25 protein-coding genes are annotated in these 26,374 nt (G+C 31.8%); 11 read left to right on the top strand and 14 right to left on the bottom strand.

Annotated features, from left to right (window positions below):
- Position 1: 1 nt before the first annotated feature.
- Both D1815_RS21805 and D1815_RS21810 read right to left on the bottom strand, forming a co-directional pair.
- Positions 2-1,060, bottom strand: coding sequence for a DUF3667 domain-containing protein (locus tag D1815_RS21805; protein WP_118389417.1), 1,059 nt, complete (start codon positions 1,058-1,060; stop codon positions 2-4).
- 291 nt (positions 1,061-1,351) lie between these two features.
- Positions 1,352-2,620 carry a DUF5103 domain-containing protein gene (locus D1815_RS21810; protein WP_118389419.1) on the bottom strand — a complete coding sequence of 423 codons (1,269 nt, stop codon included), beginning with the start codon at positions 2,618-2,620 and terminating at the stop codon, positions 1,352-1,354.
- Positions 2,621-2,809: 189 nt separating this feature from the next.
- On the opposite strand from D1815_RS21810, the gene D1815_RS21815 reads away from it, so the two are divergent.
- From D1815_RS21815 to nqrF, 6 genes are read left to right on the top strand one after another with little or no spacing between them, the layout of a single operon-like run.
- Positions 2,810-4,162, top strand: coding sequence for a Na(+)-translocating NADH-quinone reductase subunit A (locus D1815_RS21815; protein WP_027395714.1), 1,353 nt, complete (start codon positions 2,810-2,812; stop codon positions 4,160-4,162).
- A 4-nt stretch (positions 4,163-4,166) separates the two neighbouring features.
- Entirely contained in the window at positions 4,167-5,411 is a 1,245-nt protein-coding gene (locus tag D1815_RS21820; protein WP_027395713.1) for an NADH:ubiquinone reductase (Na(+)-transporting) subunit B, read from the top strand.
- A gap of 2 nt (positions 5,412-5,413) precedes the next feature.
- A complete protein-coding gene (locus D1815_RS21825) occupies positions 5,414-6,169 on the top strand; it encodes a Na(+)-translocating NADH-quinone reductase subunit C (RefSeq protein ID WP_027395712.1) in 756 nt (251 codons plus the stop codon).
- 3 nt (positions 6,170-6,172) lie between these two features.
- Entirely contained in the window at positions 6,173-6,871 is a 699-nt protein-coding gene (locus D1815_RS21830; protein ID WP_051336378.1) for an NADH:ubiquinone reductase (Na(+)-transporting) subunit D, read from the top strand.
- A gap of 58 nt (positions 6,872-6,929) precedes the next feature.
- On the top strand, positions 6,930-7,643 hold the full coding sequence (gene nqrE / locus D1815_RS21835) for an NADH:ubiquinone reductase (Na(+)-transporting) subunit E (protein WP_027395710.1): 714 nt from the start codon (positions 6,930-6,932) through the stop codon (positions 7,641-7,643).
- A gap of 1 nt (position 7,644) precedes the next feature.
- Positions 7,645-8,952, top strand: coding sequence for an NADH:ubiquinone reductase (Na(+)-transporting) subunit F (gene nqrF, locus D1815_RS21840; RefSeq protein ID WP_027395709.1), 1,308 nt, complete (start codon positions 7,645-7,647; stop codon positions 8,950-8,952).
- Positions 8,953-9,028: 76 nt separating this feature from the next.
- Here the strand turns inward: nqrF and D1815_RS21845 are convergent, their stop codons facing one another.
- The 7 genes from D1815_RS21845 to D1815_RS21875 all read right to left on the bottom strand — a co-directional run bounded on the left by D1815_RS21845 (position 9,029) and on the right by D1815_RS21875 (position 18,313).
- Positions 9,029-9,715, bottom strand: coding sequence for an outer membrane beta-barrel protein (locus D1815_RS21845; protein ID WP_118389421.1), 687 nt, complete (start codon positions 9,713-9,715; stop codon positions 9,029-9,031).
- Between the two features lie 231 nt (positions 9,716-9,946).
- Positions 9,947-10,813, bottom strand: coding sequence for a hypothetical protein (locus D1815_RS21850; RefSeq protein WP_147404022.1), 867 nt, complete (start codon positions 10,811-10,813; stop codon positions 9,947-9,949).
- Between the two features lie 6 nt (positions 10,814-10,819).
- A complete protein-coding gene (locus tag D1815_RS21855) occupies positions 10,820-12,451 on the bottom strand; it encodes a hypothetical protein (RefSeq protein ID WP_118389425.1) in 1,632 nt (543 codons plus the stop codon).
- A gap of 30 nt (positions 12,452-12,481) precedes the next feature.
- A complete protein-coding gene (locus D1815_RS21860; protein ID WP_118389427.1) occupies positions 12,482-13,969 on the bottom strand; it encodes a hypothetical protein in 1,488 nt (495 codons plus the stop codon).
- A gap of 94 nt (positions 13,970-14,063) precedes the next feature.
- Positions 14,064-15,605 carry a kelch repeat-containing protein gene (locus tag D1815_RS21865; RefSeq protein WP_158594399.1) on the bottom strand — a complete coding sequence of 514 codons (1,542 nt, stop codon included), beginning with the start codon at positions 15,603-15,605 and terminating at the stop codon, positions 14,064-14,066.
- Positions 15,606-15,716: 111 nt separating this feature from the next.
- Positions 15,717-16,352 carry a response regulator transcription factor gene (locus tag D1815_RS21870; protein WP_118389431.1) on the bottom strand — a complete coding sequence of 212 codons (636 nt, stop codon included), beginning with the start codon at positions 16,350-16,352 and terminating at the stop codon, positions 15,717-15,719.
- Positions 16,349-18,313: a sensor histidine kinase gene (locus tag D1815_RS21875; protein WP_118389433.1), complete on the bottom strand. Its 1,965-nt coding sequence runs from the start codon at positions 18,311-18,313 to the stop codon at positions 16,349-16,351. The genes D1815_RS21870 and D1815_RS21875 overlap by 4 nt, the downstream gene beginning before the upstream one ends.
- 117 nt (positions 18,314-18,430) lie before the next feature.
- Between D1815_RS21875 and D1815_RS21880 the strand changes: the two genes are divergently transcribed.
- The 4 genes from D1815_RS21880 to D1815_RS21895 all read left to right on the top strand — a co-directional run bounded on the left by D1815_RS21880 (position 18,431) and on the right by D1815_RS21895 (position 21,532).
- Positions 18,431-19,309: a DUF4846 domain-containing protein gene (locus D1815_RS21880; RefSeq protein WP_118389435.1), complete on the top strand. Its 879-nt coding sequence runs from the start codon at positions 18,431-18,433 to the stop codon at positions 19,307-19,309.
- Between the two features lie 111 nt (positions 19,310-19,420).
- Positions 19,421-20,110: a hypothetical protein gene (locus D1815_RS21885; RefSeq protein WP_118389438.1), complete on the top strand. Its 690-nt coding sequence runs from the start codon at positions 19,421-19,423 to the stop codon at positions 20,108-20,110.
- Positions 20,111-20,153: 43 nt separating this feature from the next.
- Positions 20,154-20,531, top strand: coding sequence for a Na(+)-translocating NADH-quinone reductase subunit F (locus D1815_RS21890; protein ID WP_118389440.1), 378 nt, complete (start codon positions 20,154-20,156; stop codon positions 20,529-20,531).
- 77 nt (positions 20,532-20,608) lie between these two features.
- On the top strand, positions 20,609-21,532 hold the full coding sequence (locus tag D1815_RS21895; protein WP_233557549.1) for an FAD:protein FMN transferase: 924 nt from the start codon (positions 20,609-20,611) through the stop codon (positions 21,530-21,532).
- Positions 21,533-21,534: 2 nt separating this feature from the next.
- Here D1815_RS21895 and D1815_RS21900 read toward each other — a convergent pair whose 3' ends face one another.
- The 4 genes from D1815_RS21900 to D1815_RS21915 are packed head-to-tail and all read right to left on the bottom strand — an operon-like array spanning position 21,535 to position 24,580.
- Positions 21,535-22,287: a LytTR family DNA-binding domain-containing protein gene (locus D1815_RS21900; protein ID WP_027395699.1), complete on the bottom strand. Its 753-nt coding sequence runs from the start codon at positions 22,285-22,287 to the stop codon at positions 21,535-21,537.
- A complete protein-coding gene (locus D1815_RS21905) occupies positions 22,268-23,350 on the bottom strand; it encodes a sensor histidine kinase (protein WP_118389444.1) in 1,083 nt (360 codons plus the stop codon). Before D1815_RS21905 ends, D1815_RS21900 begins: the two co-directional genes overlap by 20 nt.
- A 10-nt stretch (positions 23,351-23,360) precedes the next feature.
- Positions 23,361-24,161, bottom strand: a complete 801-nt coding sequence (locus D1815_RS21910; protein WP_118389446.1) for a hypothetical protein — start codon at positions 24,159-24,161, stop codon at positions 23,361-23,363.
- Positions 24,158-24,580, bottom strand: a complete 423-nt coding sequence (locus D1815_RS21915; protein ID WP_118389448.1) for an ABA4-like family protein — start codon at positions 24,578-24,580, stop codon at positions 24,158-24,160. Before D1815_RS21915 ends, D1815_RS21910 begins: the two co-directional genes overlap by 4 nt.
- 413 nt (positions 24,581-24,993) lie before the next feature.
- Here D1815_RS21915 and D1815_RS21920 point away from each other — a divergent pair, with 413 nt between their 5' ends.
- Positions 24,994-25,593, top strand: coding sequence for an RNA polymerase sigma factor (locus tag D1815_RS21920; protein WP_027395695.1), 600 nt, complete (start codon positions 24,994-24,996; stop codon positions 25,591-25,593).
- Positions 25,594-25,604: 11 nt separating this feature from the next.
- Here D1815_RS21920 and D1815_RS21925 read toward each other — a convergent pair whose 3' ends face one another.
- Positions 25,605-26,372 (bottom strand): class I SAM-dependent methyltransferase, encoded by a 768-nt coding sequence (locus D1815_RS21925; RefSeq protein ID WP_118389450.1) that lies wholly within the window; start codon positions 26,370-26,372, stop codon positions 25,605-25,607.
- Between the last annotated feature and the right edge of the window lie 2 nt (positions 26,373-26,374).

Genomic DNA, 26,374 nt, shown 5'->3' on the forward strand with positions numbered 1-26,374 from the left:
ATTAAAAAATAAACATTGATCCAATGATCGTAATTAAAGATCCTATACTTGCTAAGATAAAAAATAATACGTTCACTAACAGAAATTTAACAATAGTTTTAGCTCTTTTTTGTTGGTAAAAATTACGCATCGCCTTATATAGGTAAAATAGAAAAATGAACATCGCAATGCTAGATGCAACTTCACTTTTGGTGATTTGATCAATTAAAATAGCAATTCCCATAAGGATGAAAAACATGGTTTGAGTATGAAAAATGAATACAAGATGCTCCATGTAGTTAAAAGGTCTTCTTATGTATATAATCCATATTGTTAACGCAAAAAAAGGAAGAAAGAAAAAGATGATGAAGGGTAGTTTGTTAAAGACAAACTTAAGAAGTTCCATCGGGTTTTCGTTTAGATTTTTTGTTCGTATACTTCTTTTGTATAAGTATTTGGTATATCCATTTTTAGAGTGCTTTAAACTGTCTAAAGCAATACTTGCAGATAATTGCTCGGTTTTTTTATAATGTGATTTATATGTTTTCCAACGTTTGTTTAAAGCAGTAAACATATCCATAGTGTCTAGCTGTTTCTCACTAAAATATACATAATCATTATCGTCTTTATTGTCAGATTTTAATATGGAGTCATTGGTTGTTGTGCTTTTTTGTTGATCTTGATTAGATAAATTTACCGCTAATGCTTGGTTGTCTTGATCATTGTTTTTAGTAATTATGGTGTCAAAATCAATAAATAAACCACTTATAATAAAAAATAGTATTGATACGCTAAGGTAAAATCTAAAAGGGTTGGCATATTTTATTCTTCTTCCTTCGATATAATCTTTAGAAATCATTCCTGGTCGAAATAACAAGCCAACTACAGTGTGTCTTAATCTGGAGTCATATGAAAATATACTCGCAAAAAACTCATTAAAGAAATCCTTAAACGATAGTTTTTTGGTAGTGTTTATTTGACCACAGTTATGACAATATCGATCAATAACATCTAGAGGTACGTGGCAGTTTAAACACTCGTTTCCTCTATATTTTTTAAGAAATCTCCCCTTTTCTTTCATGTATAGTTCATGGTTTGCGTAATGGGACTAAAATAACAGTATTTCGTTACAAAACATAAAAATTCTGAATGTCTTTAAAATAGAATAAAATCGGTATTAGTTAATGCGGGTAATACTAGTAACAGTAGTATAGCGAAAAGAAGTATTGTTATCGTGTTTAATGTCGAAAAAAGTTGGTGGTAGTTAAATGAAGCAACTTATAATCAGAGTGTATTGTTAATTTAGTGTTTGTAATTAATAATAATTCAAACACTTCTTGTGATCAAGGGTGAAATGTAGGTTTTAAATTTCTTAGTTTGTTATATTTCTAGAATTGCCAATACCTTTGCCAATTGCTCTGTCATATCTTGCTCCTGGTGCTCGATAATAAGGGATGATCATATATTCGTTCTCGGTTTCATCAAAGTTTCCGCTGATAAATCCAGGATCAATAGTGCCGTCTGGATTTACTAAGACATATTTGTAATTATTAAATCCTTGTTTAAATAATTTTTTCCCGAAGTAAATACCATTTTCTTTATCATAAGTCAATCTTGTAGAGTCGTCTATAACGTAGTTGTTGAAATTTCCATATAGATGAATTTCTCCTCCATTAAGTGGTTCGTAGCATTCTAGAGAAAAATGCATCCAGACATAATCAGCTTCAGTGTTGTTATTTTCGGCTCTCAAATTTCTTACTACAAAACTACCATTAATGTCCGGGTAGTAGGTGTATATTCTATTGGCTCTAACAATATCTGTATATAAATAATTGTGGTATATTTTCTGAAGATCGATACTTCTTATGTTGGCAGTTGGAGATCTTACTTCTTTGCTGTCAAAGAAAAGATATTCATTGCCACCCCAAAAACTTGATTCTACATCGTATTTATATACTAAACTGTTCGCAATTGTAAATTGTGGTACGAGATCCGTAATAGCATTTTTTAAATCATTGTTTTGAATAACTAATGTTTTTAAATTTCGTTTTGGGTTTTTTAGAATCTCATTAGGAGAGCTTATTTCGAACTGTACTGATTGTCTGGTGTCAATATATTTTAAGTTTCTTGATCTCTTTGTGTATACTTTTATACTTGTTACACTTTCGTATACTATAAATTTCCGGGAAAATACGATTTCATCATCCTCGTCATAAATTTCTATCATATAGTTACCGCTTACTTTTAATCCTTTTGTGTCTTCGTTTGGGATTCTCAAAGTGTAGTTGCTATACATCTGTAGGGTGTTAAAAGAATTCTCGTAGTTTACGATTCTAATATCGTCAAAGCCATTTAAGTATTCGTTTTTGTATAAAACAGAAGGAGTCCAGTCAAAATTATAGTGAGTGATTTTGTAGTAGTAATCTACTTCATCACCATTGATATCATCAAATCTAATATGAAGAGGTTCTCCGAGTTTTAGAATAGGTGTTCCAGAAAATTCTTCGCTACCAAATAGCTGAATGGTTTTGATGTGATCAGGAGGGTTTACTTCATTTGTAACTTGCTGAGCTGTAATAAAAAATGAAGAACTACTAAATATTCCTAGAATTAGTAAGAATTGTTTAAGATTTTGTGACATTAAATGAATTGTTAGCTGTGTAAAGATAAACAAAATGTATGCCTAAAAATGAGTTGATGATTTTAAAGCCTAAAACTTGTTATTTAGAAACATTATAAATAAAATCTTATAAGAGTGCTAGCTTTCACTTACGTGTTTTAATTATTAAATTTGCACGATTTTTTTAGTTAATTAACATAGACTACAAATATGTCAAAAGACATTCGTATCAGAAAGGGCTTGGACATTAAGCTTGTTGGCGAAGCAGAGAAAGTTACTGCAGAAGCTACCAAAAGTAATGTTTACGCAATTAAGCCTGACGATTTTCACGGTATTGTGCCAAAAGTTATTGCCAAACAGGGTACAGAAGTTAAAGCCGGCGAACCCTTATTCCACTCTAAATCTAATGAAAATATGCTTTTTCCTTCGCCAGTAAGCGGGGAGGTTGTGGAAATTGTTCGCGGTGCTAAACGAAAAATATTAGCATTTAAAATTTTAGCAGATAAAGAGCAACAATTTACAGACTTTGGAACAAAGGATGTAAAGTCAATGAGTGGAGATGAGATCAAATCTCACTTGCTGTCTTCAGGTTGTTGGCCTTTTATCAAACAACGTCCATATGACGTTATAGCTAATCCTGATGTTGCTCCCAAAGCAATTTTTATATCTGCGTATGCAACAGCTCCTTTAGCAGCTGATCTAGCTCACGTATTAGCAGGTAAAGATAAAGAGCTTCAAGCAGCAGTAACTGCGTTAAGTAAGTTAACAGAAGGAGATGTTCACGTGTCTGTGGGGAAAAAGGATAATTCACCTTTTAACGGGTTGGATAATATTACCTTACACAATGTAAGTGGCCCTCATCCTGCTGGAAATGTGGGAGTGCAAATAGCAAAAGTAGATCCGATAAATAAAGGAGAAGTTGTATGGGTAGTCAATCCACAAGATCTTGTTGTTATTGGTGAATTGTTATTAACTGGTAAGTTTAACGCTGAACGTATCATTGCGTTGGCTGGATCTTCAATAAAAAATCCAAAATATTTTAAAACTAAAATCGGTGCAGAAGTTTCTTCTGTTATTTATGATTCTGGTGTGAAAGATAATAATATTAGGGTTATAAGCGGAAATGTTCTTACAGGTGATAATGTAAAGCCTGATGGTCATTTAGGATTTTATCATGATATGATTACTGTGATTCCAGAAGGTGATGATTATGAGTTGTTTGGGTGGAATAAACCGATTTTTAATAAGATATCTCCGTCTAGAGCGTTGACTTTTTCCTGGTTATTTCCGAATAAAAAATATGATTTAAATACCAATACAAACGGTGAACATAGAGCCTTTGTGGTTACCGGTAATTATGAAACTGTTTTTCCTTTAGATATTTATCCATTGCAGATCTTAAAAGCTTGTGCGGTTAACGATCTAGATGCTATGGAACAATTAGGAATGTATGAAGTAGCTCCGGAGGATTTTGCATTGACTGAGTTTATATGTGTTTCTAAGCAACCACATCAGCAGATCATTAGAGAAGGACTAGATTTAATGTTAAAAGAAATAGGATAAGGTCATGGGTTTAAAGAGTAAATTACATAACTTAAAACTTAAGTATAAAGATAAAAAGATGGCGCCCGCATTTAATGCACTCCATACTTTTTTATATCTGCCAAATGAGATTACGCATTCTGGATCTCATGTTCGTGCAGCAGATGATTTAAAACGTACCATGAACACTGTAATCATGTCGTTAGTACCATGTTTAATTTTTGGTATGTTTAACGCAGGTTATCAGCATTATTTAGCGTTGGGTGAAATAGAAGCGGCTGCTAATGGTTTTTTTAGTGCTGCATTTTGGTCACTTGATAATTTGATAATCGGATTATGGAAAGTGTTACCGTTAGTGGTAGTTTCTTACGGAGTAGGGTTAGCTGTAGAATTTTTATTTGCAGTTATTAAAGGACACGAAGTAGAAGAAGGCTATTTGGTTACCGGGATGTTAGTTCCATTAATTGTTCCTGTTGATACCCCATTATGGATGTTGGCTGTAGCAGTTATTTTTGGAGTAGTGATTGGTAAAGAAGTATTTGGAGGAACTGGTATGAATATTTTAAATCCAGCATTAACTATAAGAGCCTTTTTGTTCTTTGCATATCCAACTTGGATGTCTGGGGATAAAGTATGGGTGCATGGAGCAGTTGATAGAGCAAATGAAATTGCTGGAGGTGCTCAGTTAGATGCGATCTCTGGAGAGACTGTTTTGGGAGGATTAGCACAAGGAAAAAATATTTTAGGTTCTGGAGATGCTACATATTCTGTTATGGATGCGTTTTTTGGATTTATTCCTGGTTCTGTAGGAGAGACTTCGGCATTATTGATATTGTTAGGAGCTGCTTTCTTAATCTTTACAAAAATTGGAAGCTGGAGAATTATGGTGAGTGCTGTGTTAGGAACATTGGTTATGGGACTAATTTTTAATGGAGTTACCAATGCTGGTTGGATAGCAGAATCTAGTAAGTTTTATGCATTAATGAATCTAGAGTTCTGGAAACACTTAATAGTAGGAGGTATTGCTTTTGGTATTGTCTTTATGGCTACAGATCCTGTAACAGCTTCTCAAACCAATAAAGGAAAATGGATTTACGGATTCTTGATTGGATTTATTTCAATATTAATTAGAGTGTTTAATCCAGCATATCCAGAAGGTGTGTTTTTAGCAATTTTATTGATGAATGTATTTGCACCTACAATTGACCATTACGTGGTTCAAGGAAATGTTAAGAAAAGAATGAAACGTCTAAAATTAAAAACTGCTTAGTTATGGCGATTAATACAGATAAAAATTCATATACAATTATCTTTGCAGTTGCAATGGTAGTTGTGGTAGGTTCTATATTAGCAGGTATATCTTCGGTACTTAAACCAAATATAACGGCTAATAAAATCACAGAAAAGCAGCAGAATATATTATTCGCAATGGGGATTTCGGATACGGAAGATCCTAACGAATTTGTACCTGCAGAAAAAGCACAAGAATTGTTTGATAAATATGTAGGAGATGAGCAATATATCATTACTGGAAATTCTGCTAAGAAAACAACTGATGCTTTTAACATAGAAGTGAAGAAGGAGAATGATAAGGTAAAGCAGGATCCAAATTATGAGCGAAAAATGCCATTGTTTATTGGTAAAAAAGACGGTCAGGAGTTTTATGTTGTGCCTATGAGAGGAAATGGTCTTTGGGATGCAATCTGGGGATATGTTTCTTTAGATAAACAATTTAAAACTGTGAAAGGTGCCTTTTTTGATCATAAAGGAGAGACTCCTGGTTTAGGAGCTAATATCAAAGAAGCTTATTTTAGAGATGACTTTATTGGAGAGAGTATTTTAGATGCTTCTGGAAATTATAAAGGAATTACAGTAAAGAAAGGTAATGGAGATCCTAAAAACGTAAGAAAAGATGATAATGCAGTAGATGCTATGGCGGGAGCTACAATTACCGGAGATGGTGTAACTGCAATGGTGAAGAAAGGAATTAAGATGTATCAACCTTATTTCGAAACTTTAAAAAAATAACAAATGGCTGAAGTAACAGAAGAAAAAGTTGAAGTTAAAGTAAAAGAGCCTAAAGAGCCATTGTTTTCGAAGAAAAACAAGAAATTATTAACAGATCCTCTAGCGGATAATAACCCTATTACTATCCAGGTATTAGGTATTTGTTCTGCACTTGCAATTACTGCCCAGTTAAAGCCTTCAATAGTAATGGCTATCTCGGTAATCTTTGTACTTGGTATTGGTAATGTTGTGATCTCATTAATGAGAAATATTATCCCGTCAAAAATTAGAATTATTGTACAGTTAGTAGTAGTAGCTGCTTTGGTAATTGTAGTTGATCAAGTATTAAAAGCTTTTGCTTATACATTGAGTAAGGAGCTTTCGGTATTTATTGGTCTGATTATTACCAACTGTATTATTATGGGACGTTTTGAGGCTTTTGCTTTAGGAAATGGACCATGGAAATCTTTTCTAGATGGTATAGGTAATGCGGCTGGATATGGAGTTTTATTGATAATTGTAGCATTTTTCAGAGAGCTATTAGGATCAGGAACATTGTTCGGTGCTAAAGTATTGGGAGATCCAATAGAGAAAACTGGATTGTATGCTTTTGGTTATGAAAATAACGGTTTTATGGTATTAGCCCCAATGGCTTTGATAACTGTAGGGATCATTATTTGGATTCAGAGAAGTAGAAATAAAGCACTAATCGAAGATCACTAGAAAGTTCACAATTGTTGGTGGTATGAAGCTACCACTGGCAATTTAAAAATTATAAAAAATGGAATATTTAGAATTATTTTTAAAAGCGATCTTTATAGATAACATGGTATTCGCATTCTTCTTAGGAATGTGTTCTTACCTTGCGGTATCTAAAAAGGTATCTACTGCTGTGGGTCTAGGAGCTGCAGTTATATTCGTTTTAGCAATTACAGTACCTTTAAACTTTTTATTAGATAAGTATATACTTAGAGAAGGTGCTTTAATATGGTTAGGTCCTGAGTACGCAGATTATGATTTAAGTTTCTTAACATTTATCCTTTTTATTGCTACGATTGCTACGATGGTACAATTAGTAGAAATTATTGTTGAGAAGTTTTCACCGTCTTTATATAACTCATTAGGTATATTCTTACCATTAATAGCAGTAAACTGTGCAATCCTTGGTGGATCATTGTTTATGCAACAAAAAGAATTCCCAGCAATCTCTCATGCTGCGGTATATGGAATTGGATCAGGAATTGGTTGGTTCTTAGCAATTCTTGCTATTGCTGCGATTAGAGAAAAGATTAGATACTCTAATGTTCCTGCTCCATTAAGAGGATTAGGAATCACTTTTATTCTAACTGGACTTATGGCAATTGGATTTATGAGTTTCGGAGGAATGCTTACAGGAGGAGATGAAGAGGAATCAAAGAAACAGGAAACTGTTCAGATAGAAGAGAAAGCTGCTAAAGAAGTAGCAGAAAACACTAACGTTTCAACACTTAAATAATATGATATTTTTAGCGTCAACACTTGGAACAATCGCTATCACCATTATTTCGTTTTTGGTACTTACTTTGGTATTGGTAGGGATTTTATTATTTGCAAAAGATAAATTATTACCATCAGGACCTGTAAAAATTACTATTAATGGTGAAAAGGAGATTGAAGTTGCTTCTGGAGGGACTTTATTATCTACTTTAGGAAATGAAAAAATATTTTTACCATCTGCATGTGGTGGAGGTGGAACTTGTATTCAATGTGAGTGCCACGTATTAGAAGGTGGAGGAGAAGCATTGCCTACAGAAACGCCACATTTTTCTCGTAAGGAATTACAACACGGAGCACGTTTAGCTTGTCAGGTGAAGGTAAAACAGGATATGAATATCGAGGTTCCAGAAGAAGTATTTGGAATTAAAAAATGGGAAGCTACTGTTGTACGTAATTATAATGTAGCATCTTTTATCAAGGAATTCGTTGTAGAGATTCCTGAAGATATGGGATATAAAGCTGGTGGATATATTCAGATTGAAATTCCTCAATGCGAGATTAAATATTCTGATATTGATATTACTGCACACCCAGAAGAACATGAAACACCGGATAAGTTTCAGGCAGAATGGGATAAGTTTGGTTTATGGCCATTAGTAATGAAAAATAATGAAACTGTAGAAAGAGCTTATTCTATGGCTTCTTACCCAGCAGAAGGAAGAGAGATTATGCTTAATGTGCGTATTGCTACTCCACCTTGGGATAGAAGTAAAAATGGATGGATGGATGTAAATCCTGGTGTGGCATCTTCATATATTTTTGCTCAAAAACCAGGAGATAAAGTAACTATCTCTGGACCTTATGGAGAATTTTTTATCAATGAGTCCGAAGCTGAGATGTTATATGTAGGTGGTGGTGCAGGTATGGCACCAATGCGTTCTCATTTATATCACTTATTTAGAACATTACAAACAGGACGTAAAGTTACGTATTGGTATGGTGGACGTTCTAAACGTGAGTTATTCTACTTAGATCATTTCTATGATTTAGAGAAAAACTTCCCTAATTTTAAATTCTACTTAGCACTTTCTGAGCCTTTAGAAGAAGATAACTGGAAGGTGAAAAGTGATATAGATGCCGAAGGAGATGGATTTGTTGGATTCATACATAATTGTGTAATCGATAATTATTTGAATCATCATGAATCTCCAGAAGATATTGAATTATATTTCTGTGGGCCTCCATTAATGAACAAAGCTGTTCAGAAAATGGGAGAAGATTTTGGTATTCCTGATGAGAATATCAGATTTGATGACTTTGGAGGATAAAACAGGCATAATGTCTTTTAAATAATAAAAACCGATACTTGTTGTATCGGTTTTTTTGTGAATTATTGCTTCTAGCTTATATTCTATAGAGTACTCCAAAATAGAAGTTATTTAAAGAAATACTAGCATCAATACTGTCTCTTTTATTCGTTCCCGTATCTCCATTAGAGTTACTAAAATTGTCTTTAATATTCGAATATCCGATACGACCAATTCTAGAAGTTAAAGAAAGATCTTTGTTGATAAATACATTTATTCCAGGAGCTGCTGTTACACTATAATTTTGAACTTTATTAGTATACGATGTTAGATCATTAACCTGAAATACTCTATCAGAATCTATTGTGTTTTTTGTGTAACCGGCTTCTAACTCTATAAATAATGAAACTCTTTTTTGAGGAGTGAAATAGTATCTTCCGAAAAGACTAGTGCTATATCCTCTTCCTTTAGATGTGTAATCATAAAGGTCATTATCAAAACTTTCTGTTTTAGAACTAATATATCCAAATTTTAAACCGGTCATAAAATGCGATGATACGAAGTAACCTATTTCAGGGATGATGCTAAAATTATGCCCTTTTGTTTCGAATCGATAGGGAGTACCATCTATGTCATTTCTGAAAGAATCAGAGTTTTGATAAGAATAACTCATAGTTCCAGAGATGGTAATATCTCCCTTTTTAAATCCAAATGAAGAATCTTCCTGGGCATAAATGTTGGATAATGTAATCGCTGTAATAAAAAGTAAAAGTGTTGTTTTCATATTGTCTTGTTTAAATTATATTGTGAATTACTTTAAAGACAAAGGGAAAAAATAGATTGTTTATTAATATTTTGTTAATTTATACTTGTATATTTTATTAAATAAAAAAAGTATAATCAATGCGATTATACTTTTAATTTATTACGGTATATATGTGTTATTATCTTTTCATAAAAGACTTAAAATCTTAATAATACGTTGCATTTGATCTTGTTAAATGTTTTTAATCTCTTAATAACACGTTACATCACCTAGATAATATCTGCCTCCATCAAGAAATGTTTTGTCGTCTTTATAGCGCACAAGAAGATTTTCTTTACTACCATTTCTGTAATTTAAATTTAGATATACGCTCCCGTTTTGATCTATAAATTTCCAGGTGCCGTGACTTTGGCCATTTTTTCTATAAGGATCAAAATTGGGATCTGTAAAATTAAGATAGCTGCTACCGTAATACGTAAATGCACCATTAGGACATAGATTAATTTCTTTGCTTCGTTCATAACCTCCTCCTCCTGGAGTATTGGAATAATAACTTTCGGAATAAATTAATTTATTACCTCCTAAATCTTTGGTTACTTGAGCTGCATTTAGTCCATTAGAAGGGTTATTAGATAGTTGAGGAGCATAGAAACTAACGCTATTTGCTACTTCTCTACCAATTTGTAGTGTTCGATTAGAAAATAAATCAGGGTTTATTAAGGAAAACACAACAACACCTTCTCCATAAGAATTTAGTAATCCAACGGCATTTCCTTTTACTTTTTGATTATCTATGACACCTTCATACATGCCTTCCACCATTGTATTCGATAATTTTTTGAGGTTATTGTTTAAACTTAAGGTAACCCCTCCTTCTTTTAGCCCTAAGTGCATAGTATCTTGAAGTTCTTTTAGATTTTTAGCAGGATGTGTTATAAGTGCTATTAAACCTGATTCTTGCTGGGATCCCATAATAAATACTTGTTCTACTTCTTGCCCAACCCAGTTTGTAGGGATATTAAAAGTAACACCTTCTTCTTTGTATTCTACACGACCTGTTAATTGCCCGTATATACTGCTAGAAATTATCATGATGATATATATAAATTTTTTCATTTTTGTTTATTGTTGACATTGTGTTGCGTTGGCTATCATTTCGGTAGTGGGGTTATATCCGTTGTTTAGGATATCAATTTCCTTTTGTTCTTGTACGGCAAGGGAAGCATAATTAGATAATCCACAATAATTGGTCAATATCGGATTGGTGTTAATCTCAAAGCTTGTCGCGACATTGTTTAGATTTTCTAGTCCAATGTTTGTTAGGTTATCGTTATTATTCAATGAAATAGTATTTGCAGTCTCTATAGTATTTAAAATAATTGATGACATATTATCGTTATTGAAAATGGTCAATTCAGCTACATTTGTTAGGCTGTTAAATCCACTTATTGTTTCTAAAATATCATTGTTTCGAAATTGTAAGTTTAAATTTTCTGTAGCTTCACTAAGGCTATTAAAACCGTCAATTTTAATGAGTGAATCATTACCTAGAATACTTAAATAATCGGTTACGGTCGTTAAGTTGTTAAACCCTGTAATTTCCGAAAGCATGGGATTTGAAATGATTGCAATAGTGCCTATATGTGATGATAGCACATCAAAATTCAGGGAAGTAAGGTTCTCATTGTTCGCAATATTAAAATATTCTTTGACGATTGCTAGATTTGGGAAATTAACAGTCGTTAAATCATCATTATAAGTAACTCTTAGATCTTCACCAATTTCTGTAAGGTTGCTTAATCCATTGAAATTGTTAAGGCTTGTAAAATTTATGTTTAAAGTTCCAGTGATTTTTTCAATGTTTTGTAGTGAATCTATATTGGTAATCATAGGCAATTTTGATATATAAAGATTTCCTGGGATTTCTTTAATAGCTTCAGGAAATCCGTCTAAGTTTGTTATTAATGGAAGATCAGCTAGAAAAAACCTTCCTGTTAATTCAGTAATGTTTTGAAGTCCATCGAGGGAGATTAATGACGGATTGTCATCAATAACGATACTACCTGCTTTTTTGAGATTTTTGAGATGTTCTATAGTTTCGAGAAAGTTATTACTAGTGAGCATAACCCCTAGCTCTCCAACACTTGTTAAATTCTCTAAGCCTTCGAGATCAATAAAGTTATTCCTAGAAAACCACAAACCACCGTCTATTTTGTGAAGTGTTTTTAATTGATTGGATCTAGGATTTTCTATTTGACCTACAAAAAAATTACCGGCAATTCTAGTATATCCATTACTCTCGAAATTATCTAGATCCGCTTGTGAGGAGATCGACAGATTACCTTCCCAAACTTTTTCATAAATACTAAATTTTCTTAAATCCGAAAGACTAGTAAGATCATTGGTATCTGTACTGCGTATTTTCCAGTAATAGGTTTCTCCCGCTATCAAGTGGTCAATAGTGTACGTTTCTTCATTAATAGCACTTGCTATTGTTTGTAGTTGCGTTGGGTCTTGATCTAATAGAATTTCATAAGTCAACGGATCTCCATCAGGATCTTCTCCTTTCCAAGAGAGTGTAATGCCTGAAAATTGTTGTAGCTCTTCATCATTTGTTGGCCCTAAAAGTGTTGCTTTTAGTGGTGCTTTATTCTCTGTTTCTAGCTCTTGGGAAGGTAGCTGCTCATCATCATTTGAGCAGCTACTACTTATAATCAGGGCCATTGTCAATACATAATAATATAGTGTTTTCATGAATGTTTTCTTTTGCGAATTTTAGTAAGATTATAGTCTGCATTCCTCTCTAGTGGAGATCATTTCTGTAGTGGGGTTGTACAGATTTCCTTCAGTGGTGATTTCTTTTTGTTCTGTAAGTGCGATACTAGCATAGCTTGCTAAACTGCAATAATCAGTTAATAATGGGTTAGCAATAATCTCAAAATTGTCGGTGACACTTTCTAGATTTCCCATTTGAATATTGATTAGATTATCATTTTCGTTTAATTCTATTTCTTGAACATTTAGAAGTTTATTAAAATTTATCTCTTTTAACATTATGTTCTTAGAAATCTTTAATTCTTCTAGTGTTGTCAAATTTTGTAAACTTTCAATATTTGTTAATAGGGGATTATTAATAATAAATAAACCTAAACCTTCGGATATTTCGCCAGTAATGTTCTCAAAACCATTTATGTTGGTTAAAATGTTATTAGATTGGATAGATATATTTCCTCTTACTACAGTTAGATTTTCAAAATTTATTTCAGTGATTTTACCAATGTTAATTAATCTTAAAGAATTAACAGATTGAAAATTATTCAAACCTACAGAACTTAAGTTAGATTCGTCACCTATTACTAACGATCCACCCGTCGCTTGCAAGTTTTGTAATCCATCTAAGTTTGTAATATTTCCATTTCCTGTTATATATATATCATTGCTAACATATAGCAGATTTGATAATGGGGATAGATTTGTTAAAGCGGTATTGCTCTGAATTGAAATATATCCTTCCATAGACTGATTGATATTTTCAACTCCTTGTAAGCTAGATAGTAATGGGTTTCCTTCAATAAAAATACTTTTTTCTAGTTTTTGAATTTTACTTAATCCTGTTATATTTTTTAAAAAATCATTACTTCTTATACTAAGGTCTCCTTTTAATATTTCTAAATTGTTTAACCCATCAAAATTAGAAAAGTTAGTATCTTTTATAAAAAGAGAACCTTCTAGTTTGTTAAGTGTTTTTAAATCATTGCTTTCTGATTTTGTAACATTAGCAATTGATAAATCACCAATTATTTTGGTATAACCATTGGCGGCAAAACTTTCTAAATCTTCGTTAGAAGTTATGGTATAATCTCCTTCGAAGATATTTTCATAAATATTAAATCCGTTAATATCAGATTCACTGATTAATCCATCGGGATCCTTACTTATAACTTTCCAATATATGGTTTCTCCTGTAGTTAAGAAATCTATGGTATAACTTTCTTGTTCAATTCCTTCGACCAACACTTCGAGCTGATTAGATCTTTTCCCTAACAAAATATCATAGGTTAATGGATCGTTATCAGGATCTTCTCCTTTCCAGCTAAGCGTAATATTTAGAAATTGTTGTACTTCTGCTCCATTAATTGGTCCTAAAAGTTTTGCTTCTAATGGAGCAGTATTGGTCCCTTCTTGTTCTGTGTTGATAATAGTTTCGTCATCATTAGAACATCCTATGAGGAATAAGGCTAGTATTATTATAAAAGTGTGTCCTGTTTTCATTTGTTTATATTTATTTTTTCTAAGGTCAAATGGAATTCACCAGTAATCATTTTGGGTGATATTAACTTACTTTTTGTAGTTCATTTCATCGCTGTTAATTAAGAAATTTGTCTGGTGTGATGTGATAGATGTCGTTTACAGCATTTCTTCCTGATCCTCCGGTTGCACCTCCTATAATTACGATGGTATTTCTAAAAGCTGTACTGGTAAAATTTACTGCTTGAAACCCAATATTGTCACTTGACAAGAACCATTCTTTACCATCATTAGAATACCAGGCATCTGTAATTGGGGGATTTAGATGGGTGTCGTTATAACCACTAAAAAGCCATAGTTTACCGTCTAAAACCGCACAAGAATGTTGAAATCGTAATCTTCCAAAAGCTGGTTCGTTTATTTCTTCCTGCCAATTTTCTCCATTTGTAGAACTAAATACCCCTGATCCGCGACCACCAATTTTCCACATTTTGTCATTAAAAACAACAACATCAAAAGAGGCTGCACCAAAATTAGCACTGTCTGTAACGAGTGTCCAATTAATTCCATCCGCAGATTTCCATACTTCTTCTCTACTAAAACTTATAGTTACATCTCGACCGCCAAACACCCATATATGATTATCATATACTAAAGATCTGTGACCATACCTTGGAGCGAAGGTTGGATTTGCATTTTCTTGTATCCAAGTATCACCATCTTCACTACTCCAAATATCATTCAGTTCGTTTCCACTACTATATGCTGCGTTGCCACCAATAATCCATATTTTATTATTGAAAACTACTGCACTATGCCATAAGCGAGCTGTAAATTTTGGTCCCGTCGTTAGTTCTGTCCATTCTTTTCCATTTTCAGAAACCCATACGTCATTATATCGAGCACCTCCAGTACTTAAACCGCCTCCAATAAGGTAGATTTTATCATTAAAAATAAGAGTAGCGTGACTATCTCTATCCGGAAAAGGAGGTTCTTGATTAGAATAATTAACGGTAGTGTTTTCTATGGTTCTGAATGAAAATGTTTCTGAAGTACTTTTTGCTCCTTTGTCATCTGTTGCTTCTATATACCATTGATGAGATTCATCAATGCCCCCACCTGGCCAATTGAACTGATTTTCTGTTAGGTTTTCTGCATATTGTACGAAACTTTCATCTCCAGATTTAATGAATACGGAATAGGTTATTGGGTCATTTTCATTGTCAGAAGCAGCTTGCCAAGAAAGTGTGATTTCTACATCGTTACTATTAGAATTGTTTTCTGGGACTATTAACAATGCTTCGGTAGGAGCGGTATTTGGTTGTTCATCAATTGTAAAACTAAAATCACTGGTAGTTGTTAACCCATCGGTATCCTTGGCGGTAACACTTCCTTCATAGTTCGTGTTATAAGATAAATCATCTATTTGAAACGATGTACTTTCCTGATCAATGCTGATGCTTTCAGAGTTTAATATGACTTCATAAGTAACTTGTTCTCCTTCTGGATCTGTTGCTTCAGTCCATGAAATAGTAACATCATTATTTATTATTTCTGTAGTTACCGTAAAATTAGCTGGCGCTTGATTCGTTGTGGTAGAATCGTCATTGCTACAACTAATTAAATAGCTAGCAATAAGTAATAGAAGTATTTTTTTCATTTTTGACATGGCTTATAATTATATAGCTAAGGTCTAAAATGAAGTGATACCGCGAATCAGTAATATGTTGTAAATGTGAATACTAGGGTAAACCCTGAGTTTTTTAATGCGTTAAGAAATAAAACCCATATTCATAGCATTTTTTATAAGTCCTGCTGCATTTTTAACTCCAAATTTTTGGAGGAGATTATTTCGATGACTTTCTACGGTTTTAATGCTAACTATTAATTTTTCTGCAATTTCAGCATTTGTCATTTCATCACTGATCAGTTGTAATATCTCTTTTTCACGACGGGTTAATTTTGGAATACTTCTTTTGGATTGTGGAGAACCTATACTATCATTTAATAAAATAGTTTCTACAGAACGAGGTAAAAATGTTTGATCATTCATAACGGTCTTAATCGCGTCTACCAGTTCTTCTTGTGTAGTGTTTTTTAGAAGATATCCTTTGGCTCCGCTTCTTAGCATGTTTTTTATAAAACCAGGTTCTGTGTAATTACTAACACCAATAATTTTAATAGTGGGATATGTTTTAGAGAGCTCACCACATATTGCTATCCCATTATCATTTTTAAGATTAATATCTAGAAGTAATACATCAGGAGTTTCTTTTTCAAAAAAATCATAACAGTTTGCTTTATGCGTAAAACTGTTAATTACAGAGATTTCAGTTTCTAATTTTAACATGGATTCTAATCCTTCTATGATCATTTGATGATCGTCTAAAATGCATATTTTAATCATGAGATTTTCGTACTAGTTAGGTAAGGAATAGTAATGATAAAAGCACTGCCATCATTTCCTGAGTTTATATGTAGATTACCTTTTAAGAAAGAAACCCGTGACGCAATATTTTGCAAGCCAATTCCATTTTTGACATTTTGAGTATCAAACCCTTGGCCGTCATCTTCTACAGTTATTTCTAAGGATTCTTCGGTATTGTTTAGCTGAACTAAAACTTCGGTAGCTTTAGCATGTTTAGCGATATTATTTAATAGTTCCTGAATGATTCGGTATATAGCAGTTTCTTTCTCACTATCAAAAGAAGAAGGGTTTCCGAAATCTTGAAAATCAATAGTAAAAGGATTTGTTTGTTGTATTTTATTACAATACTGTTTGATCGCTTCTAACAAGCTGAAATTATGCAAGGATGGAGGTGCTAGATTATGTGAAATTCTACGAACCTGATCAATTGCATTATCTAGCATGCTTATGGCTTGGATATGCGTATTTGTTTCGGTCTCTGAAAATGCTTTTTTGTTTAAAGAATTCATTTTAAATTTTATGACCGATAAATCACCATTAATACCATCGTGTAAGTCTTGAGCCAATCGTACTCGTTCTTTTTCTTCACCTGAGACCAAAGCTTCTAGTTTTATAATTTCTTGCTGTTTCTGAAGGTTCTCAATTTCTTGTTGTTTTCTCTTTTGTCTTTCTTTGTTGAACCAAAAGGTAATGCCTAATACTAATGCTAAAATACCTCCAGTAATTGACCATAAAGTGATTTGTCGTTGTTTTTTGATTAAATCTAATTCTTGATCTTGAATCTGAATTTTCTGTTCTGCAATTTCTCTTTCTTTTTTCTCGGTCTCGTATTTGATTTCTAATTGATTAACATTATTTAATACACTTTCATTGATTATACTATCATTTAAGGTGTTGAATTGTTCAAGGTTTTTTAAGGCATTTTTGTAATTAGAATTTCTTTTATATAGCAGATATCCTGACCTATACATCTCTCTTTTTGATTTTTTGGATGCAGATTTAATAGAAATACCTTTTTTAAATAAAGTTTCAGCTCTATTAAAATTATTGTTGTCAATTTCTAACAATACTAGGTTAGCAATAGTTAAAATTAAATTTGAATTAAAATTGTTTTCGATTTGAAGTTCATAAGATTTGTTTAAATAATAAATACTACTATCTATCTTTTTTTCTTCTCTATAAATATTTCCAATTTCAGTAAAGTTAAGAGCTAGTCCCCATTTCTTATCAATCATTTTATTTAATTTAATTGATTTTCGATAGTATTTTAAAGCGCTATCTGTTGCTTTTTTTTCACTAAAAATTGAACCTAGACCATAATATACATCACTTAAACGATTAGGATTTTTTTCTCCTTTATGAATTTTTATTGCTTTCCTATAAGTTTGTATCGCTTTGTTATATTGTTTTGTGTTTTTATAGATTATTCCTATTGAATTTAAGACAAAACCTATGCTATCAATATTGTCATTTTTTTCATAAATAGCGATTGCTTTTTGGTATTGTTCTAAAGCCTTAGGGTAATCTCCCATCTCACTGTAAATAACACCCAACTGGAAGGCAGCGTTTGCTATATTCTTTTCGTTGTTTTCTTTCTCCGCAAATACTTTAAATGAATTCATTTGGCTAAGCGCTAATTCTAAATTCCCTATCGTTCTGTTTATAACAGCTTTTCGATAAGAAGTGTATACTAAGCCTCTCTCATCATTAAGTTTTTTGTAAATGGCATGAGATGAATCTAGATGTTGTAGCGCTTTTTTAGAGTCAGTATACATTGTAAGCCAACCTATTCTTCCGTGAGCTTTGGCAATAATTGAATCATTTTTTTTAGTATTCAGGATATTGTATAAACTATCAAGTTCTTGTGCAGGAGTAGAAAAAGAAGATAATAATAAGAATACGATTAAATAATGTTTTATTATTTTTAATAAATGGATCATACTCAAAAATATCGAATTTAAATCATATGGTTATCAGGGGATTAATTGCTTGTTAAAAACTAGGGTTTACCCTGGTTTTTTCTTTTTTAAGTATCTTGCTTAGTATATGTTGTTTTTATGAAGAAATATTTTTTAATTGGATTAGGTGTTATTGCTTTAATAGTCATTCTTAGAATGAATTCTAAAGGAAAACAATTAACTAACCATGTTAAAGGAATCATAGAAAACACAATCTCAACACCTAGTTATATTAATGAATTAGGAGATTCTATTAGTACCAGAGTTGAACTTCCGAAAGGATATAAAAGAAAAGCATATCCAAAAGGTTCTTTTCAAGAATATCTTCGTCATTATCAATTGAAAAAACACGGTTCTCCTATTATAAATTATGATAATACTAGATACTTTGCACAGAATTGGCATGATGCCATTTTAGAAATTCCTGTTCCTGCTAATGGATTGCAACAATGTGCGGATGCTTTAATGAGAATGAGAGCAGAATATCTCTGGGATGCAAATAGAAAAGATGACATAGGATTTAATTTTACTTCGGGACATTATTGTTCTTGGGAAAAGTATGCAGAAGGTTTTAGACCTAAGATCCGAGGTAATAAAGTAACCTTTCATAAGACAGCTAACCCGAATTCTTCCAAATCAAATTTTTATAAATATTTGAATCTTGTCTATACGTATGCGGGGACGTTATCTTTGCATACAGAATTACCAAAAGTAAAAATAAAGGATTTGACTATTGGTGATATGCTAGTAAACCCAGGAACTCCTGGTCATATAGAAATAATAGTAGATGAAATAGTAAATGATCAAGGGCAGAAACTATTTTTGTTAGCACAAGGAAATACACCAGCACAGAATGTATGCTTGCTTAAGAATTTTGAAGATACTGATATTTCTCCTTGGTATCGATTTGAAGAAAATACTACTATTTATACTCCTAGTTATTATTTTGAAAAAGGTGTGTTTATACGATTTAAATAGTTAATTGTTGTATTTGTGATTTCTGCGAAACTAAATTCATATCTACTTATTTATTACAAATAATAAGTAGATATATATACTACGTTTGCATTGATCTAATAAATATTAAATATGAAGAAGTTTGTTTTAAAAAGTTTAACTATTATTATAGTTCAATTGTTAATTTCTTGTGGGTCTGATGATGATCAAACTTCAGTTTTAACAACTCTAAAAGGGCGGGTGTATGATGTAGAAAGAAAGGTTGATGTTAAGGATTTTAAGCTAGTTTTAGGAACAATAGATTGTAGGTTCTCTAATTCTCTAAACGGCTGCTTTACCGATCCAGTTGACTCTGTTTGGACAGATGAAAAAGGTAATTATTCTATAACTTATAACCATGTTTTAGGGAAAAAATATAATCTTCTAAAACAATATTACGGGACATCATATTATACTGAAATAATTCAAAAAGATAGTATTATTCCTGGTAAGGAAAATATAAAAGATGTTGATGCTTGGTATCCGGTTATTTTAGCATTGAATTTGAAAATTAGAAATAATAATAATGAACCTTTGACAGTTGGTAATGGTATTGTTGATAATGATAATATCTCTTATTCGTTTGGGACACAAAATATATTTGAACAAGAAAAGGATACTCTGATTTATTTGAGAACAAAACCTAATTCAGATATTGAGGTGAGATTTACATATTCTACTGGAAATTTTAATGAAGATTTTCATCATTATCGTGAAATTGCTCAAACGAACTTAGCAGATACACTTAGATTATCTTATACAATAGATTGCTCAACTTTTTAGTTTATGTATTTAGTTTTTGTAGAGAGTAGTATCTTTGCCTGCTATGAGTAGGATTTTAACCAAACAAGAACTTCATAATCTAGCAATGAATATTGTTGGAAAAGAATTGGAAAAAAAGGGTTTCGAGTTTATTGCTATTAATAGTAAGTTAGGGAAACATCCACAGTTTGTATGTATTGATACATCGAATCAACGATATTTTGTAATTGTAAAAGCTATAGCATATCCAGATAATCCGCATAATTATGATATGGTTTGGATGGAAGCGTTTAAAAAGCACGCCAGAGAACAAGAAGCGAAGGTTTTTTATGCAGGTGTAGGACTACAAAATTCTGAAAACCCAAATAAGCCGGTTTTTTTTAATGAAGCATATGCAATGGAGTATGCTGGATTACAAGTAATAGAAACTCATCTCAATTAAATAATATGATTCGTAATTTCCTTTTTTTACTTTTGGTGATATGCTTGTTTTCATGCAATAAGGAGCCAGAACAGCATTTGAATTATACCAACGGAAATGCATTTGGAACTACCTTTTCGGTTCAGTTTATTGATTCAAAAAAAATAGATCTATCAAAATCATATGATAGTATAGTAACGGTTATTAATACCTCTATGTCTACCTATCAAAATGATTCTGATATTTCTAAAATTAATCAAGGAGATGCTACAGTTACTATTGATGATCATTTCCAAACTGTATTTAAAGCATCTAAAAGAATTTATAAAGAAACAAATGGAGTTTTTGATCCTACCGTTGGAGTTTTAGTAAATGCGTGGGATTTTGGACCAGAAGGTAAAATAGTTGCATTAGATAGCATTAAAATAGATAGTTTATTGGTTTCTGTTGGACTCGATAAGGTTACTTTACAAAAGGATAAGGTTATAAAACAGCATAAGAATACTTTTATTGATTTTAATGCATTAGCAAAAGGATACGCTGTAGATGTATTTGCAGATTTTCTAGAATCAAAAAAAATAGGAAACTATTTGGTTGAAATAGGAGGAGAGATCAGAGGAAAAGGCAGTAATTTAATCAAAGAGCAATCTTGGAGAATAGGAGTAGAAGATCCTAATTTTGATCAAACGCAATCTTATAGCAAAGTTATTTATTTAGAAGATCAAGCCATGGCAACTTCTGGTAGTTATCGCAAATTTAAGGTTGATGAACATGGAAACAGATATGCACATATTATCGATACAAAAACAGGATATCCTCATAAATCTAATCTATTAAGTGTTTCTGTATTGACAGAAAAATGTATGGATGCCGATGCTTATGCTACAGCATTGATGTCTATGGGCTTAGAAAAATCTATAGCGTTTTTAAAAACTCACCCTAAGCTAGAAGTGTATTTTATTTATGAAGATGATCATAAAGAATTGAAAACACTTAACCTGAATGGTTTTCCTGAAAACTAAATTCAACTATTTAACCAGTTTTTAAAATCACTAGTTTTTTGTCTGCTAACAATAAAATCCTGATCTCTGGGATTTAGAATGCCTAATTTAACCCGATGGTTGAAATAGGAGTCTATCTTCTGAATTGAATTTTTAGAGATGATTTGACCACGATTAATTCTATAGAATTGATTGGTGTCTAATGATTCAAATAGCTGATCCATAGTCTCATCAATAATAAACCTTTTATCCAGAGTGACACCAAAAGTGATACTCTCCTGAGAATAAAAATATAATAGATCGGCTATTTTAATTTGTGTAAAACCATTTCCTTCTTTAACTAATATACCTTCTCTTTTATTAGTAGTTTGTATACTGCCAAGAAGTTTTTTTAAGATCAATGGATCAACTATAGGTTGCTTGTTAGATTTTTTAAACTTATCCAATGCGTGATTTAATTCTTCTTGTTGGATCGGTTTTAACAGGTAATCTATGCTGTTAACCTTAAATGCTTGGATAGCATATTGATCAAAGGCTGTAGTAAATATGATAGGTGCATCAATATCTATTTTTTGGAAAATTTCAAAACTTAATCCATCAGCTAACTGAATATCCATAAATACTAAGTCGGGTGATTTATTTTTATGAAACCATAGTACTGTATCTTCTATAGTATCAATGATGTCTAATAATTCATAATTAAATTTTTCAGCTTTCAACTTATTTTGAAGTTGGTTGGCTGCTCGTGGTTCATCTTCAATAATCAGTATCTGCATAATTGTTTTTTTGATCAGATGATTTTAATAATGGAAGGGAAACAATAAAATGGTTTCCATCGTTTCTTATTTCAATAGGTTCATTAGAGATTAATCCATATCGTTTTTCAATGTTTTTTAACCCAACTTTGGTGGATGGTACTTTAGTAGATTTTGGTTGAATCTTATTTGTTATATATAAAGAGTTGTTCTCAACTTTTACTGATATGATGAGTGGCTTTGATTTAGAAATTACATTATGCTTTATTGCGTTTTCTAATAAAAGTTGAAGGCTCATCGGAACTATCATCATATTTAATGAGGCTTCAGGAATATCCCAATGCACTGTTAGGTTTTTCCCAAACCTTTCTGACTGTATGTGGATATATGATCTGGCGAATTTTAATTCATTTTTTAGTAATGTCAAATTTGCATTCCCAGATTCTAATATAAATCTATAGACATCAGATAATTTATCTACAAATTCCTTAGCATCTTCTTTAGAGTTTTGATCAATGATATCTCTAAGAGTATTTAAAGTGTTAAATAAAAAATGTGGCTGAGCTTGATTTCTAAGTGTATCCAACTGTGCCTGTACAATCATTTGTTTTGCTTGTTCCTCATCTCTTATAGATTTCTTTAGCCGGACATAAAAATAAATAGCCTCATATATCGCCATAGTCATAGTGCTAATCAAAATTACAGGGACTAATACTTTAGCTCTTGATAAAGGATTGTAGTTTAATCCCCAAATAAAAGATAATATCATATTGCCGAATACATCAACTAAAAAAACGGTGCTAACAATAGAAATAAAGAACAAAAAAATACGCTTCGAATTATCTTTAAAATCGGGGAGTCTTTTTCGTAAAAAAATCATGATGGCACGAATAATAAACCAATCACAGGTAGAAAAGAAAAGGGATACACTCCAACTAATAATAGCTTCACCAAAAGGAAGTCGAACGAATGAATTACTAAATAGGTAATCTGTAATGAAACTAAGGATTAAAATTCCGATGATAATAAACCAAAAGTCATCAAAACCTAAGTATTTTATGCGCTTCTTTTTATTAATTAGCATATTGGTTTAGTTATAGTTTAAGTAATGGGATACCTTGCTTGGCTTGATAAAAAGTAAACCCAATCCATCCAGCATATAGCAATCCAAAAACAAGTACTGTGATGATTTGTTTTTTATTAGAAACAGTCCATTTTTTAGACAGCCATAATGCGAATAACGGAATTATTTGTATACCGTGCAATCCAAAAAAATGCGCTACTCTAAGATCTCCACTAATAGTACTCCAATTGACTAATGGAAGACCAGCGCCACCATCTGCTGTACCAACATTATGAGCCATCTGCGAAATCATTTGACCACCTATCCAGCTTCCGAAAAATACAATTAACCAACCCATCAGAATAGCATACTGAATAGATCTGGGAGTATTTAACTTTAATCGTAAAGTATCAATAATGAACAATATCATCAGTAATATATTGATTCCAATTAATAATCCCATAGCTAGGAATAACATTCCATCAAATAGCGTTTCTTCGTTATAATGGGATCGTACTCCTCTTGATCCCTGATATACAATGATTGCTAGTTCAATTAATAGTGTCCAAACAACTAGATTGTTTATAATATTTTTTTTCCTTTTAGAATATGGATACAGTGTTATCAAATATCCAACTGTTAGGGTATAGATACCAATGGAGATAGAAAATTTTAAGGGTTTGATCCAAACATTAACTCCCATTAAGGTTCTGTCATCAATTAAAACTCCAGATAGACAAAAAATTGCGGTTATAAAGTATATGATGACTGCCCAATATAATATGAGGTTTTCTTTTTTTACTTCTTTGAATATTTGATTTAGATGTTTCATGATTTATTTTGTTTGATTGATTTGATGATTAAGAAGAGTAGAAGTCCAATTGGTCCTAACATAAATGTTCCAAAAAGACAAGGTGCTATTAGCAGTTGATGTATTCCAATCTTTTTATTTTGATCTAGTATCCACATACCTACCATTAGATCAAAAGCTAGATAATGTACCCAACCAGCAAGTACTGCGTTTTCTTCAGTAAATAAGGCCATCACGGAAGCTAAACTTCCGAAATCCATGCCTCCACCAATTTGTATTGCCTGAAAAATATAAAAGGCGTAAATCAGGGAGAGTGCTATGGGAATTATTTTGAAGTCAATTAAGAATCTGGTTATTTTCCATTTAGGTAGTAGTATCATTAGTACCCACATTGGCATAGCAATCATATTAGCTATAGAAAAAGTATCTGCGGTAGTCATATTTGTTTAGTTTTAGTTAATAGCCTTATTAAATGATGACTCGAATATCTAGAAATTAAGAAGGAAATGAAATGATTTAATTTTCAATCGTCGTCATTTTATGTTGAATTGTAACATAGGTCGTTAATTCATAACCTAACATTGGGAAGTATGAAAGAAATTAAATTGATACTATAACAATCAAAATGTTACATAGAGAAAATGAATAGGCACTTTTACTCATTGAGAACGGGTGTTCTCTCATTTATACTTTTGATTTTTTCAGGTCTTAGTTAATTTCAATTTTGATAAGTAATATCTGCCTTTTTAGAACAGTATGAAGTTTCTAGAACATTATACTTCTGATATAAAAATGGAACAAAAGTTGTTACAGGTATTATCTAGAAAAAACTAACTAAACTTATATCATCAATATGGGGTACAATGATGAGATTAAAATTTTCAACGGTATATTACATGGTAACAATGAAATTTTAAAAGATTTTTATAAAAGGAATTTTATCATAATTAAAAGTTTTATTATCAAAAATTCTGGAACAGAAAAAGACGCTGAAGATATATTCCAGGATGCTCTTGTTATTCTGTATCAAAAAATAAAAAATGATTCTTTAGTGCTCGACTATTCTATACATACATATTTTTATGGGATTTCTAAAAATATTTGGATGAGAAGGTTAAGTAAGTTGAAAAAAGTTTCTTGTTGTGGACGGATAAATGACCTTGTGTCGGATACAAACTTTTCTATAATAGATAATATAGAACAAAGAGATCGTGAATCATTATATAGAAAATATCTCTTAAATCTTAATTGTAAATGTAAAGATCTATTGTTTTTATTTTTTGATGGAAAGAGTATGAAAGAAATTGCTCAATTAACGAATTATACCGAAGGATATGTGAGAAAGCGAAAATTTGAATGCAAAAAACACTTAATGGAGTTGATAGCTAAAGATCCATTATATTCTGAACTTGGTAGTGATAAAAAATCTGATATAAAAAAAGATGTTTCTTGATAGATATTTCTTTAAGCCTTATAACAAACGGGAAGTATTTCTCCAGGAGCTAGGCAGTATTTGATTACTTCTTCTTTAGATAATTCATTGGTATAATCAACCTCATTAACTTTAAAACCAATAGAACGTAGTTTTTCAAAGTAATCTCTTCCGTAGACTCTTACATGATCATATTGACCAAAAATTTGAGCACGTTCTTTAGGATCAGTAATAGTATTGTCTTCAAAAGTAACCGCTCTATTAAGATCTTGCGGGATTTGAAGGATAGCCATACCTCCAGGTTTTAGAACTCTTAGTAATTCTTGCATCGCCTTAGTGTCATCAGGAATGTGTTCTAAAACGTGATTACAAAATATGATATCATATTGATTACTATCAAATGGGAGGTCACAAATATCTGCTTTTACATCTGCTAATGGAGAGTTAAGATCTGTAGTAGTATACTCTAAGTTTTTTAAATGTCTAAATTTTTTATAAAAAGCCTGTTCAGGAGCAAAATGTAATACTTTAGCTTTAGCAGTGAAAAAATCAGTTTCATTTTTTAAATACAACCAAAGTAATCGATGACGCTCTAGAGAAAGGGTAGAAGGTGAAAGAACATTGTCTCTTTGATTTCCATATCCATATGGTAAAAACTTAGAAAAACTTTTTCTATCGATAGGATCTGTAAAAGTATTTCCTTTAAGGAATATAGAGATTATAGGTCTTACAGCATAACTCAAACGAATTAATAAAGGCCTAGGAATTGTGTTTAATATAAACTTGAAGAGTTTTTTCATGT

It is taken from the genome of Aquimarina sp. AD1 (assembly GCF_003443695.1).
GTDB lineage: Bacteria > Bacteroidota > Bacteroidia > Flavobacteriales > Flavobacteriaceae > Aquimarina > Aquimarina latercula.